The sequence below is a fragment of the Methylobacterium goesingense genome, assembly GCF_022179225.1.
Taxonomy (GTDB): Bacteria; Pseudomonadota; Alphaproteobacteria; order Rhizobiales; family Beijerinckiaceae; genus Methylobacterium; species Methylobacterium goesingense.
The window spans coordinates 18,200-32,296 of the sequence record NZ_BPQL01000126.1 but is presented as its reverse complement, the minus strand read 5'-3'; the positions used below and the strand labels follow the sequence as shown (position 1 = coordinate 32,296).

The window sequence follows — 14,097 nt, the reverse complement described above, 5'->3', positions numbered from 1 at the left end:
CGAACTCCTCGGTACCCTGGCGTCACGCTGATCGCCGGACGTCCGGCCCGGATTAGCCGGCCGGATAAGCGCCCAGGTCGGGCATTCCCGACGGCAGCAGTTCCGCCGGCAGACCGAGCCGCGTTCCGCGCCCGATCAGGCAGCTGGCTCGGGTCGGGCGCAGGAACCCCGAAACGGGCAGCGCTCCACCGGGCTCGCGCGGGCCCCGCGCCACCGCGTCATCCAGCGATGCGAAGTCGGCGGCGGTCAGCACGAGCCGGGGCTCGAACAGGTTCCAGGGCCGGCCGTTGCGCAGGTTGCAGCGCTCGACCGCCCGGCGAACCAGAACTTCGTTGCGGCCCTCGGTGGCGAAGGCGATGTTGTTGCCCAGCACCGTGTCGGGGTGGCTCACGAAGACGAACGCGTAGCCCGGATCGCCCATCGACGGATCGACGTTGCGTGCGTCGTTCAGGGAAACGTTGTTCCAGACTTGCAGCGGTTCGATGCCGCCCGCCGAGCCGTTGTCGTCGAAGCCGTTAGACTTGTTGGCCCAGGACAGGTTCCGGATGATCGTGTGTCCGCCGTGGCGGGACCGCGCGCCGCGCCGGCGGCCCCCGAGTTTGAACCCGTTGCCGTCGCCCTTCGGGGCCATCGTCCCATCGACGCGATGCCCGTTCTCGAAGGACCAATTCCCATCCACGAAGTAGCCCGTCACCCCGCGGGTATCCTCGTCCCGCAGCGTACTGAAGAAGTCGAACCCGTCGTCGGTGTTGCGCCAGGCCCGGTTGCCCGCGACGACCGTCCCGGTGCTGTCGGCGAGCGAGATCTGAAAACCGTCGGCGTTGCTGCCGGTGGCGTCCGCGCCGCCGCCGTGGTTGCCGAACGCATCACAATTCCGCACCACATTGCCGTCGCCCGTGCCGTAGAGGCCCAGCCCGACGCCGTGCTCGTCGTTGAGCCAGCCGTTGTCGTGGAAGCGGCATCGCTCGACCTTGAAACCCGGATGGGAACCGTTGACGTGGCAGCCGCCCAACGGACCGTTGCGCACCGTGAGGCCCGCCACCTCCACGTAGGGGGTGTCCCAGAAGACGAGCGGGAATCCGCCGGCCGTGCCGCGCGAGGGCCAAGCCGCGTAGGGCCCATCGGGCGGGCGTAGGTCGCTTCCATCGAGGACGGGCGTCTCGCCCGGATATGCCTCGATGCGCAGCGGCCGGCCGGGTACACCCCCGCCTCCGGCCAGCACCCAGCCGGACGACCGTCCGCCAAAGCCGTACACGCCGCCCCGGAGCAGGATCGTATCGCCCGCACCCGCCCTGGCATAGGCGTGGTGCAGCGTGGCGTACGGGCGCTTCAGCGTGCCGTGGCCGGGCTCGTCCTCGTCCTTACCGTACGGAGCGACATGGAGCGCCTTCGCGTTGGCGACCGGGCGATGGCGGGCGGCGACCGCCCCTGCGAGCAGGAGCCCGCCCGTGCCGAGGAGAAAGCTGCGGCGGGTGATCATCGGCTCTCCTCCACGCGGGCGGGCGCGGCGCTTCCCCGTGGCAGGAGCCGCCGCGCCCGGGCGAGGCGCCGACCCAGCAGCCCCTCCAGGGTGCCGAAGCCATAGGCGAGGTGCAGGGTGGCGAGCGCTGCCGGCAGCGCCAGGAGGGGGAGCCGCGATGCGTGCTCGCCCGCCTCGACCGCGTCCCGACGCCAGGCGGCAAGCGCCGTCGCCATGAGGAGCAGGGCGCCGTAGGCGGCCAGGAGTGCCGCGAGTGCCCAAGCCGCCGGCGACCAGACAGGCGCGAGGGCGGCGAGCGTCGCGAGGTTGCTCACCAGGATCAGCGGCACGAGGTGGTGCGGACCCACAGCCGCCGGGTTCTCGAACAAAGTCATGGCGACGCCCTGCCCGTTGCCCCGATACTGGCGCCACAGGCCGCCGAGTGTCTCGCGGGGGCGGTAATACGCGTGCGCCGCCGAGGTCACCCAGACGCCGTATCCCAGGGCGCGAACCCGCGCGTTGAAGTCGTTGTCCTCGTTGCGCGGCAGATCCTCGCGCATGGGCCCGACCTGGTCGACGACGTGGCGCCAGTAGCAGCCGTTCCAGGCGGTTGCGGCCCAGCCCTCCGCGCCCGCGCGGCGAAACTTGGCGACCCCGACGCCGAACGGGCTGAGATGCGCCGCCACGATGGCCCTCGCGACCGACGTCCGCGCGGCGGCGCGCGGGCGGGCAATGGAGCCGACGCACCCTGCGCCGGTGCGCAGGAGCGCCTCGACGCAGACCCGAACGACGTCTGCGCGGTAGCGCGCATGCGCGTCGAGGCGCATCACCACCTCACCCGTGGCCAGGCCCATGGCGAGATTGATGCCGGCCGCCGTACCGCGCCGCTCGTTGTGGACGACCCGGACCCGGGCGTCGCGGGCGACCAGCGCGTCGAGCCTCTCGCGCGTGCCGTCGTGGGAGCCACCGTCGACGAACAGGATCTCGGCGAGACCGGGATAATCCTGGGACAACAGGTCCGCGACCAGAGCGTCCAGCCCGGACGCCTCGTCGCGGAGGGGCACGATAACGCTCACGGGCGGCTGTGCCGGCGGAGATGGCGACGGACGATCGATGAGCGCCGAGCGTGGTCCCGAGACGGAGGGTCCCGGACCGGACGTCGGCTCAGGGGCGCGGACGGATCTCATCGTGGAGGGCCTCCAGGACGCGGGCGCGGTTGGCCTCGAGGGTGTTGTCGCCCATCAGCGCGCGCCCGTTCCGGCTGAGCCGGTGGCGCAGCGCTTCGTCGGTGACGATGCTCTGGACCGCGTCGGCCAGCGCGGGAATGTCGCGCGGCGGTATCAACAGGGCCGTGACCTCGTGGCTTAAGAAGGACGGGATGCCACCGACCCGTGTTGCGACGACGGGCAGGCCGAGCGAGAGGGCTTCGTTGATCACCTGGGGGAAGCCCTCGGTGATGGACGGCAGCACCAGGGCACCGGCCCGGCGGTAGAGGTCGAACAGCGCGGGCCCGTAGGGAACATAGCCGTGGAACGTGACCCGGGATCCGAGGCCGAGCCGCTCGGCCTGTGCCCGTAGGATCGGTTCCGTCTGCTGCCCGGTCCCGACGATATCGAGGTGGTACTCGACGCCGCGAGCCGTCAGCCGCGCCAGTGCCGAGAGCAGATGGGCGTGCCCCTTCTCCGGCGAGAGGCGGCTGACGCAGATGAGCCGGGTCGGGTCACCGCCCGTAGCCATCTTGGAGAACATCTCGAACCGGGATTTATCGACCAGGCAGGCGAAGTGGTTGGTGACCTGCCGGGCGTCGCGTCTGTACGCGTCCGCCATCTCCGTGCCGACCGCGAGCACGGTGCGCCCGCGCGCCAACCGCCGGAAGTCCCATTCCAGCAACGCGGCGGCGGCAAGGGCGGCCCAGCGCTTCAAACCCCGATGCGCCGCCATCTGCTGGACGAGGTTCTGGCGCACCACCAGGACGACGGGCACGCCCAGCGCGATGCACTCGCGGGCAATCATCTGCCCGAGCGGATGCGGGCCGCTCACCAGGAGCGCATCCCAGTTGCGAGCCTGCGCCCGGACCTCGCGCCTCACACGCCCGTAGATGCGCGGGTCCGCGCGCCACAGTCGGTGAAGGTCCGGATAGTAGGGCAGGGGCAGGAGCGAGAACGTGTCCGAATCGACCGGGTAGGGAGCCCGTCGGGGCTCGGGCGCGAGGCGCCCGATGAGGGTCATCCCGTTCACCTCGCCCGCGAGGCTCTGGAGGAACAGAACGTAGGATTCGTCCGTGGAGAGGTCCTGTCCGTCCCGCCAGAACACCTGGTCCACGAAGACCGCCAGCCGCATGGTCGCCCCTCCTCAGGCCTGCCCGGACGGGGGCGGCTCGCACAAGTTCCAGAGCCGAACGGCGACCCCGGCCGGATCGTGTCCGCGCAGAACCGCCACGCGCGCGCTCGCCCCGATGCGCCGCCGCAATGCCCCATCGCCGACGAGGCGGGCGACGTGATCCGCCAGCGCGCCGGTATCGTGGCCAGCGACGAGGCCTGTCTCGCCGTGGCGCACCATGTCGCCGACGGCGTTGACGCGGGTGGTGACGCAAGGCACCCCGGCGGACATGGCCTCCAGCAACACGTTCGGCATACCCTCATGGTCCGAGGTGAGCAGGAACACGTCGGCGGCACAGATCAGTTCTCGGGCGTCGGGCACGCGCCCCACGAACGTCACCGTGTCCCCGAGCCGGGCGGCCCGGGCCTCCAGGGCCGGGCGGCAGCCCATGTCCTCGCCGGCAATGACCGCCCGGACAGGCGCGCGTGCTCCGACCAGGGCGATCACGTCCAGGAACCGCGCGAAATTCTTCTGCGGTGCGAGGCGCCCCACGCCGACGACCAGGATCTCGCTTTCCCCAACTCCCAACCGCGCCCGCCACTCCCGGCGCCAGGCGGCCGATTGCCTGGTGGAGGGAGCCTCGACGCCATTCGGAACATAGACCACCCGCTGGGAGGCGGAGGTGGAGGCCAGGAGCGTCTCACGGGTCTCGCGCGAGTTGCAGACCGCGACGGACAGCCCCGCCAGGCTCGCCCGGGACCAGAGACCGCGGAAACGCTGCGGCAGGTCGGCGAAGCCGGCGTTGCGGAACGAGCCGATCCGGCGCACCCCGATCCCCGCCAGCGCGAGGCCGTAGGGGTTGGTGTAGGACGACCACGAGAAGAAGCAGGCCGGGTTGCGCTCCCGGCAGGCGGCGCGGAACCGTGCCATCTTGACCGCGGGATTTCCGCCCAGCAGCACGATGGGGATACCGAGCGCACGCACGGGCCCCTCCCAGAAGCCGAGCGCGCCCGAGACGTACAGGACGGGGGACCAGCGTGCAGGATCGCGGTGCTCCAGGAACGAATAGAGTTGGCGCTCACTCCCGCCCTGGGACAATTGCCCCACCATCAGCGCGATGGGCTCGGGCGCGCGGACCAAGCCCGAAGCCTGCCGCCGACGCCCGACCGCCGGGGGCATGGAGCGGTTCGGCGCGGCCTCGGCCGGTACCGGGACCATCAGGCATCCGCCCGCGGTGCCAGGGTCGCCGCAGCCGCATTGGCCAGCGGGCCCATGGCGATCAACGACACGTCGCCGGCAGACAGCGCTTCGGGCACGGTCGCGTCGTCCAGCCCCGCAGGCCAGGGCGGGGTCCCCCGCGCCGGAGGCGCCGCGAACGGAACCAGGTACCGGTGCTTGCCCGAGGACAGCTTCTCGATGGTGTCGGTGAACTCGAAATCGACCCGGCAGGATTGCCCGACCACCCGACGCAGGGTGTCCCCGATCTCCTGCAGGGCGTTGGCCGGCGGTTCGGCGGCCGGGACGATACGGATCACCACGTCGTCGTAGCCACGCTGAACGACCTGGAACATCCGGATCCAGTCGCGGCTGTAGAACACCCCGATGAAGTACATGAAGAAGATGCCGGGCACCGTGGTCCCGTCCGGGCGTACGAAGGCGTCGTTCGCACGGCCCGTCACCGTCTGAAGCACCTCCACCGAGGGGGTCGGGGTCGCGACCGTCTCGCCAACCGTGGCCCGATCGCCGATCCGGTAGCGGATCAGCGGCATTGCGAGGTTGGTGAGGCAGGTGACCAGCACGTCGCCCTCCTCGCCGGGGGCACAGGGCTGCCCATCGGGGCGCACCACCTCCACCCAGTGCGTGGCCGCGAACACTTCCAGCCCGCCTCCGGGCGTGCGCTCGCCCGCGAAGCTGCCGACCTCGCGCGAACCGTATCGGTTGTAGATCGGGCAACCGAAGGCCTGCTCGACCTCCTGGCGGATGAACGGGTAGAGCGTGCTCGCGCTGGTGACCACGCCGCGCACACCCTCGAGACGCCGCCCCGTCTCGTTGAGGTGGCGCGCGATCTCGTACGCACTCTCGGCGAATGCCTCCACCAGAACGGGGCGTCGGCGCCGGATCTGGTCCACGTAGCGCTCCATGGCGTCCGTGCTCATGCGGAAGGCGTTGAGGAGGACCTGGTTGCGGGCGAAGGCACTGACCTGGTTGCGCCAACCCTGCGACCCGAGGAGGATGTCGCGCTCGGACGCCCACAGCCTGACCATCGGTTCGCCGGGCTGACGGCCCGCCCAGCCCTGATGCATCTCGATGGCGGCCAGTCCCGCCGCCTCGTAGTCCCGGTCCTGCAGCACGGCGACAGGCTCGCCCGTGGTGCCGCCCGAACAGTTCCGGTACCAACGGCGCGAGGCCAGATCGTCGCTGGTCAGGCGATCGAAGTGCTCCCGCAGGACGTCCCGCGTCAGCGGCCGAATGGTCGAGAACCGCTCCAGGTCCAGCACGTCGCCGCGCACCACCCCGAGCTGAGCAAGTTCATCCCGGTACCACGGCACGTGATGCGCGGCGTGGCGCAGCAGACGCGCCAAGCGGGTGATCTGGATGTCCCGCCTCTGCTGCAGCGGCAGTTCGTGGAAGAGGCTCAGACTCCGGCGGTAACCCGGAATGGGCGAACGTGCGACGACGCGGTCGTAGACGGTCAGGACGGGATGACGCCAGTTCATCATGGAAGTCGACGGCTCGAAAGGGGAAGCACCGCAATGAGATTGGGCCGGGCATCGGGGCGGGGATCTGACGCCCGTCAGTAACCGTGTCAGTCTTTTGGTCGGGCGAGCGCCCGCGCCCGGACGCGGTCCAGGTTTGGGAGTGTTGCGGTTCGGTGAACCGGCAACGCGTCCATCAGCTTGAGAACCCGCTCGACGTAGTGCGGCAGCAGGAAGTGCTGATGGACCTCGTGCTCGGCCGCGGCTCCGAGACGGGTTCGCAGCGCTTCGTCGCTCAAGAGCGCGCGTAGAGCGGCAGCGAGCGTCGTGGGGTCATCCCGCGGGACGACGATCCCAGTCTCTCCATCGCGCACGTAGTCGCGCACACCCGGCGCGTCGTTGACGACCAGCGGCTTGCCGAGGGCCATGGCCGCCAGCATCGTGCCCTGACCCGACGCGCGGTCGTCACGCGACTGCATGGGTACGACCACGATATCCGCGCCGCGCAGCAAGGCGTCGTAGTGCGCGGCGCTGACCGGGCCGGCCGTGACGTTCCCGGAGATAGAGCGCAGCTGCTCCGCGGTGAGGTTCGGCGCCGCGATGGTCACGGGCGTCGCGATCAACGCCGCGGCCCGCAGCATCAGATCCCAGTCGCGCAGCGAGTTGCCCCCGGCGAAGACGCCGCCGCCGGTGCTGCGGGCGGCGCTCAGCTCGTCGTCGCTCAGCGTGCAGGACCACAGCACCTTGTGCACGCGCGCGGGGTCTACCCCCCAGGTGCGAGGGAACGTCCCGACCTCGAACTCCGTCAGGACGCCGTAATGGACGTGGTCGCCGTCGAACAGCGCGAGGACGCTTCGACAAACCGCCCGGTCGGCCCAGTTCTCCCCGCGCCCCCAGGTCGGGTCGAGGATGACGACGTGAGGCGGGCGGTGCAGGCGCGCCACGAGGACCGCCGCCAGGAGGTCCGCCCTCGAGAAGCCATTCAGGATCAGGATGCCGTGGGTCCGCGCCGCCCGTAGGACGGCCATGAAACGCCTGATGGAGGACGGTGGCAGGCGGACGACGTCGACGCGTTCGCGCCAGGTCGCGTTGCGCCAGGGATAGGTCGAGAAGGCCATGGCCATCAGCACACCGTCCTTCGTTCGATGGCGACGTCGGAAGCGGACATCGGCGCCGCGATGACCGGCGCGCATTCCGGCACTGTCGCCTCGGCGCCGGGGCCAAATTGGCGGAGGTGCCGAGCCCGGAAACTGACGGCCATCACTTCGGGAGCCGACCTGCCGACTAAGCAGGCTCCAGTGCGAGACCGCCAAGCCCGACCTCGAGACATCGAGTGAACCTGGGGATCCGGGCGATGAGGAGCGCCGATGCCGAGCACCTCCTATGACCGGGCGCACGCCCGCCGCCTTCCCGAAGCCTTCGATCCGGAACGGCCTCAGAACCCGACGCACGAAGCGGCTTCGGCCCACGGTACGGCCCACGACGCGGCCTCCGGCATGCCTCAGGCCACGGTTGCTTCCCCGCCCTCCGTGACGGAAGCGGAAGGGGCACACCGGCGCTGGTGCTTCTTCTCACCAGGCTTCCGCTCGCTCGACACGCTCCTCGGCGACTCGCGTTCCGCAGGCGGTGCGGAAGCCCAGGTGGCCCACCTGGCACGCGCGCTCTCCGAGCGTGGCCACGCGGTCACGATGATCTACGGCGAGGGTGGGAAGCCAGCGCCCGACCGGATCGTGGCTGGTATCACCTGCATCGACGCGGCCCCGGCCTGGCGCCGCCCGGCGAGCCTCGTCCGCTTCTGGCGGACCCTCAAACGTCTCCGGCCCGACGGGCTCTACGCGCGCCTGCCCGACGACTTCCTGTGGCTGATGGGTCTGTACGCGCGCATTCAACCGGGCTCGCGCTTCGTCTACGCGCTGGCCCACGATGCGCACGCCGATGCCCGGACGGCCTACGACCACCGGCGGTGGTTCCACGCGCCCCTGTACGGCCTCGGCTTGCGCAGCGCACACGTCATCGCAGTCCAGCATCGGCATCAGGCCGTCTTGGCCGGCCCTGCCGCGGCGAGCCGCCTGACATGGGTACCGAACCTCGTGCGCAGGGTACGCGAGGAGCCGCGCCCCTTCGAAGCGGCCGTCATCGACGTCGTGTGGGTGGCCAAGATCCGCCACGAGAAGCGGCTGGACCTGTTCCTGGACCTGGCCCGGTCGCTACCGGGGATGCGCTTCGCGGTGGTGGGCGGGTTCGACCCGACGGTGGAGGAGCGGGCTCGCATCCCCCTGGAGGAGGGTATGGCCACGCTGGCCAACCTCGAATGGCTCGGCGCCCTGCGCACCGAGGACGTCTTGGACTGCCTCGCGCGCAGCCGCGTCCTGGTCAACACCTCCGACAGGGAGGGCTTCCCGAACACGATGCTGGAGGCCTGGTCGATGGGCGTGCCGGTGGTCTCGCTCGGCGTGGACCCCGGGGGCGTGATTCGTGAACGCGGGCTCGGGCGGGTCAGCCGTTCCATGACGGTCCTGCGCGAGGACATCCTGCGTCTGGCGCTCGACGATCGGCTGAACCGCAGCCTCGGCAAGGCCGGCCTCGCTTATGTGCGCCGCTGGCACGGCAGCGACGTGGTCTGCGCGGCGCTGGGCGCCTTGGCCGCCAGCCCTGGCCGCCCGCAGGGGCGCCCCGTCGGTGGAGCATCCGCAGGTGATGCGGCCCCGGCCCCGACCGGAGTGGCGCGATCCCTCGACGAAGTACGCTGAAGCCAGGTCGCGACATCAGCTCGAGCCCGCACGGAGCCCGCATGGCCATCACATACGCCTCAAGACCGAGTCGCGCGTCTGTCCTGATCGCCCTGGCCTTCCTCGCCGCACCCGTTCTCGCGGCCGCCCTGGTGCTCTTTGCAGCCTCGATCCCGGACCTGTCGCTGCTCTTGATCGCGGGCGCGGCGGCCGGGACGGCAGGCCTCTTTCTGATCGTTCGTCCGAGCCTCTCGCTTCACGGCTGGTTCGTCCTGCTGGTGATGCCGCCCGCGCTTCAGGTCGAACCGTTCCACACCCTGGCCACCAACGGAGCATGCCTGGCGGCACTGGCTTCGTGGCTTCTCGCGGACGGGCTGCGGCGGGATCCGATGGCGTGGAACGGCACGCTGCTGCTCCTCGGGATTTGCATCCTGTGGGCCAGCATCTCGCTCTTGTGGGCGCCCGACCTCGTCGAGGGCCGGCGCGCCCTCATCGCCTGGACAATGTCCTTCCTGTTGCTCTTCCTACTGCTGCAACGCACACGGTCGCTCGAGGGCATCGATGCCCTGATGCTCACTCTCGGGCTGGCCGGCTGGCTTCTGATCCTCGCCGGCCTCTTCACGGTCACGCTGACCAGCTACGACTTCACGACCCGGCTTCAGGTGCTGGGGATCAACGAGAACATGTATGGAATCCTGCTCATCGTGGGACTTCCGGGAGCCATGTGGCCCGTCATGCGCGCCAGCGGCGGCCGGCGTGCGGTGCTGATGGCCCTCAGCGTCGTTTACCTCCTGCTCACCCTGGCCTTCGTCGCGCTGAGCGGATCGCGTGGCAGCGCGCTCTCCCTTCTCATCGTCCTGTTCCTGTTCCTGTTCTCCCGCTCGGTGCGCCCCTGGGGCATCGCCGGCCTCGGTGTTCTGGTCGCCCTGCTCGTGGTGGCGCCCTTTGTTCTGGACGTGGTCCTGCACCGTGTCGGGGAAGAGGAGGGGAGTGAACTGGGTGGGCGGGCCCCCCTCTGGGCCGCGAGCCTCGACTTCATCCGGGATCACCCGTGGACCGGCGGAGGGGTCGGGAACGGTCCCTTCGCTCTGCACGCCTACATGGCCGCCGCGACCGGGACGTTCAATCATCGCATCGACCTACCGAGCCACCAGCCGTTCCTGGAGATCGCCGTCGATACCGGCCTGTTCGGTCTCGTCCTCTACGTCCTCATGCTGGGCAGCGCCGTCTGGACCTTCGCGACCTCCCGGCGCCGCTGGCTCGGCCTCGGCGCCCCCCCCGGCTACTATCCGGTCGTGATCGGGGTCGCGGTGGGGTTCGTCGTATCCTGGTTCAAGGCGGGGGGGATGAAGCACCACCCGACCCTGATCCTGCTGCTCGCGCTGATGCTCATCCCGGCGCACCTCACGGCTGCCAGGGGCGGAGGCCCGAAGGCGCCGCGACAACATCGGGCCGGCGGAGGGACGTCCAGTGTCTGAGCCGGCGCCCCCAGCCACTCCGCCCGGGTTGCCGCGTCCGGACGACGGCGCCACCACGCACCGCTTCGGCGTGAACGTCGCCTCCAACCTGGCCTACTTCGTCCTGAGCACGGGACTCATGCTGTGGTACGTGCCGTTCCTGGTGCGTCATCTCGGTGTGGCCGCCTACGGGATGGTGCCGCTGGCGAATTCGGTGGTGATGTACGCCATCGTGGTCTCGGAGAGCCTCTACACCGCCTATTTCCGCTACCTCGCCATCGACTTGAACCGGGGCGACGCGGAAGCGGCGCGTCGAACCTTCGCTAGCGCTTCGCTGCTCACGCTCCTGGCCTGCGGCCTCCTGATGGTTCCGTTCGGTGCCTTCACCCTCCTGCTCCCCTACACGCTGGCTGTGCCGCCCGGCCTGGACCGCGCGACGCAGTTCCTGTTCGCAGGTACCGCCTGCACCCTACTGGCTGGCCTGCTGACGGGCCTTTTCAGTACGTCCAGCGCCATCGCCCACCGCTTCGACCTGCGCAATCTGGGGCGTGGGGCGTCGATGGCGGCGCGCATCGGGGTCGTTGCCGTCTGCTTCGCCCTCTGGCCCGCGAGCCTGTGGCACGTCGGAGCCGGTCTGATGGCCTCCGCGGCCCTCGGGCTCGCCATCGACGTCGCGGTCTGGCGCCACCTGACGCCGACCCTGCGCTTCGCCCCCGGGGCAGCCGACCACGCCTGCGTGCGCCGGCTCTTCCGGATGACGGGTTGGTCCGCAATCAACATGCTCGGCCTTCTCATGTTGATGCACGCCGATCTGCTCGTCATCAACCTCATGTTCGGGCCGGAGGCGACGGGGCGCTACGGAGCCATCCTGCTCATTCCGCTCCTCGTCCACACCGTTGCGGAGATCGTGCTGCCCCTGCTCGCGCCCCTCATCATGGCGCGTTACGCCGCCCGGAACACCGAGGGCATCCGGAATCTGGTCACCGATGCAGCGCGGCTCCTGGCGCTCGGGCTCGCCTTGCCGGCCGGCCTGATCTGCGGTTTGGGCAAGCCCCTGCTGACGCTCTGGCTCGGACCGGATTTCGCCGGCATGCACATCGTGCTGGCGCTGCTCGTCGGGCACCTCACGATCAATCTGGCGCTTCGCCCCGTCGGCTACATCTTCACGGCCTACGACAAGATGCGTCTGCAAGGGCTGGTGACCGTCGCGTGCGGTGTGGCCTACATCGTGCTGGCGGTGAGCGCGGCCCGTTGGGGCGGCTGGGGCGTCGCGGGCGTGGCGGGCGCCTGCGCGTTCGTCTGGACCTTACGGAACACGGCCGTGCTCTCCACCTGCGCCGCCCGCGTACTCGGCCTGTCGCCCTGGGTCTTCATCCGCCCGCTCGCGGGCGGCGTACTCATGCTCGTCGGCCTGTCCCTGTCCGGGTTCCTGATCGCGACGACTTGGCCGCCCAGGACCTGGCCAGCGCTCGCCATGACGGCCACGGCCCTGTCGCTCGGCTATGCCGGGCTATCCTGGGGTCTCCTCCTCTCTGCCTCCGACCGGACGAGGGCGGCTGCCCTCGTCCGGTGGCTGCTGGAGAGACTTCGCTCGCCGGGCAGGTCGCACGGCGACCCTGAGCCTCAAGCGGCGGGGCTGGTCGCCCCGGCCCCCGGTCTCGCGCCGATCAGGCGAACCAGTCCCACGGGCTGGCCTCGGTCACGCCCATGACGTGAATGCTCTGACCATCGCTCAAGTCGAGCGCCAGGTTGTGCGCGCCGGAGCCGTGGCTGTCGAACGCGTGGAACGACGCGAGCGTGATCCCGTCTGTGAGCGCGAGTTTATCGAGGCCTGGTTGGAAGTCGCGCACGGTCGCCGTCCCGCCGACTTGACCGGCCACGGCCCCGAACACGAACGTGTCGGCACCGCGCCCCCCGTGGAGCACATCGTTCCCGCCACCACCGAAGAGCACGTCGTTGCCGGAACCACCCCTCAGTATGTCGTCGCCGGCGCCCCCGTGGAGCACGTCGTTCCCGGCCCCGCCCGAGATCCGGTCGGCGGACGCAGTGCCGTACAGCATGTCGTCACCGGATGTGCCGGTCACCTTATGCTTCGTGACGTCCTCGCTGCTGGGTGCGACGGGCGCGGGCGTGTTCGACACAGACGCCACGGCGGACGTCGGGGACGCGACCGTCTCCGTCGCGGTCGCGGTTGCCGTCGCGGCGGAGGTCGGGGCCGTGACCGTCTCCGTCGCGGTCGCGGTCGCGGCGGACATGCCCGGCAAAGACCCGTCGCTGCCCCGCGCGGCGCGGCCTTCGGCATCGGTCATCGCATCGACCGTAACGGGCGCCGCGTTGGCGTCCCAGGAGCTGCCGGTGGACGAGCCCGAGACTGCGAGCTTGCCGGAGCCGTAAGCAACGTCACCCTGGAACGTGTTGTTCTGCTCCCAGAAGCCGAAATTGTAGCTCCCATTGTCGTGGGCGGTGTTGCCATCCAGTGTGGTGGGCGCGGTGGCGCCGTTCTCGTCGAACCCGCTCCCCAGATTGTCCCAGGCCACGTTGTTGACGAGGGTGTGCCCCCCCGACTCGCTCCCCGCGCCCGGACGCTGGCCGCCGAGCTTGAAGCCGTTGCCGTCCCCCACATGGTTGCCCGAGGCATCGACGCCGTTGCCGAATGCCCAGTTGCTCTCCAGGCGGACCGTCCCGGCCTGCGTGCCGTCCTGTACGTTGAACAGGTCGAAACCGTCGTCCGAGTTGCTCCAGGCGCGATTGCCACTCAGCACGTTGCCCTGGCCGGTGCTGCTGATCTGGAACCCGTCGGCGTTGTCACCGCGCAGGTCGTGATTGTCATGCGAGTCGTTGTTCAGGAGAAGGTTGTTGCCGCCCGCTCCGTAGAGCGAGACGCCCTTGCCATCCCACTCCGAAAGCGTGCCGTTGTTATGCACGTCGAGCCGCTCGATGATGTTGTCGTGCGAGTCACCCTGCATGATCAAGCCACCTTCGGGACCGTTGCGGATCTCGATCCCGACGAGGTGGTTCCAGGACGCGTCCTTCATATTCAGAACGTATTCGCCCTCAGGCATACGAGAGCCGTCCAAGACGGCGTGCTCGCCAGGGTAGCTCGAGACTGTGATCAACTTGCCGCTGACACCGTCTTTCGTCAGATCGATGCTTGAAAGCGGCGTGTAGACCCCTCCGCGGAGAAGGATCGTGTCACCGGGTTGTGCCCTGTCGTGAGCATATTCCAGTGAGGCGAAAGGACTTTCCAACGTGCCCGATTGAGAGTCCGAGCCGGTCGGAGAAACGTAAAATGTATTGGCCATCAATAACTTTCATTGAGCGAAGTTTGGTTGCAGGGCGGCGCTTAGTCGTGCGCTCGTAAAATCGACAATTATCCCATGTTTTGCTTATATTCATGATTTTAGGCGTAATCGATCCGAACCACACCGAGATATAAG

10 protein-coding genes are annotated in these 14,097 nt (G+C 69.5%); 3 read left to right on the top strand and 7 right to left on the bottom strand.

Features of this window, described 5'->3' with window-relative positions:
- Positions 1–52: 52 nt before the first annotated feature.
- From MFF30_RS20150 to MFF30_RS20125, 6 genes are all read right to left on the bottom strand, one after another.
- Entirely contained in the window at positions 53–1,480 is a 1,428-nt protein-coding gene (locus MFF30_RS20150; RefSeq protein ID WP_238281540.1) for a right-handed parallel beta-helix repeat-containing protein, read from the bottom strand.
- Positions 1,477–2,646 (bottom strand): glycosyltransferase family 2 protein, encoded by a 1,170-nt coding sequence (locus tag MFF30_RS20145; RefSeq protein ID WP_283205922.1) that lies wholly within the window; start codon positions 2,644–2,646, stop codon positions 1,477–1,479. The genes MFF30_RS20150 and MFF30_RS20145 overlap by 4 nt, the downstream gene beginning before the upstream one ends.
- A complete protein-coding gene (locus MFF30_RS20140; RefSeq protein WP_238281536.1) occupies positions 2,624–3,799 on the bottom strand; it encodes a glycosyltransferase family 4 protein in 1,176 nt (391 codons plus the stop codon). Before MFF30_RS20140 ends, MFF30_RS20145 begins: the two co-directional genes overlap by 23 nt.
- A gap of 12 nt (positions 3,800–3,811) precedes the next feature.
- Complete coding sequence (locus tag MFF30_RS20135; RefSeq protein ID WP_238281534.1) at positions 3,812–4,996, bottom strand: glycosyltransferase; 1,185 nt, start codon at positions 4,994–4,996, stop codon at positions 3,812–3,814.
- The gene (locus tag MFF30_RS20130; protein WP_238281532.1) at positions 4,996–6,498 is read right to left on the bottom strand and encodes a phenylacetate--CoA ligase family protein; all 1,503 of its coding nucleotides are present in this window, start codon (positions 6,496–6,498) and stop codon (positions 4,996–4,998) included. The genes MFF30_RS20135 and MFF30_RS20130 overlap by 1 nt, the downstream gene beginning before the upstream one ends.
- A gap of 86 nt (positions 6,499–6,584) precedes the next feature.
- Positions 6,585–7,598: a glycosyltransferase family 4 protein gene (locus MFF30_RS20125; protein WP_238281530.1), complete on the bottom strand. Its 1,014-nt coding sequence runs from the start codon at positions 7,596–7,598 to the stop codon at positions 6,585–6,587.
- A 243-nt stretch (positions 7,599–7,841) separates the two neighbouring features.
- On the opposite strand from MFF30_RS20125, the gene MFF30_RS20120 reads away from it, so the two are divergent.
- The 3 genes from MFF30_RS20120 to MFF30_RS20110 are packed head-to-tail and all read left to right on the top strand — an operon-like array spanning position 7,842 to position 12,371.
- Positions 7,842–9,224 (top strand): glycosyltransferase family 4 protein, encoded by a 1,383-nt coding sequence (locus MFF30_RS20120; protein ID WP_238281528.1) that lies wholly within the window; start codon positions 7,842–7,844, stop codon positions 9,222–9,224.
- Positions 9,225–9,265: 41 nt separating this feature from the next.
- On the top strand, positions 9,266–10,681 hold the full coding sequence (locus tag MFF30_RS20115) for an O-antigen ligase family protein (protein ID WP_238281526.1): 1,416 nt from the start codon (positions 9,266–9,268) through the stop codon (positions 10,679–10,681).
- Positions 10,674–12,371: a lipopolysaccharide biosynthesis protein gene (locus tag MFF30_RS20110; protein WP_238281524.1), complete on the top strand. Its 1,698-nt coding sequence runs from the start codon at positions 10,674–10,676 to the stop codon at positions 12,369–12,371. Before MFF30_RS20115 ends, MFF30_RS20110 begins: the two co-directional genes overlap by 8 nt.
- Here MFF30_RS20110 and MFF30_RS26020 read toward each other — a convergent pair.
- Positions 12,328–13,962 (bottom strand): calcium-binding protein, encoded by a 1,635-nt coding sequence (locus MFF30_RS26020; protein WP_283205921.1) that lies wholly within the window; start codon positions 13,960–13,962, stop codon positions 12,328–12,330. The two genes, MFF30_RS20110 and MFF30_RS26020, sit on opposite strands and share 44 nt — an antisense overlap.
- Between the last annotated feature and the right edge of the window lie 135 nt (positions 13,963–14,097).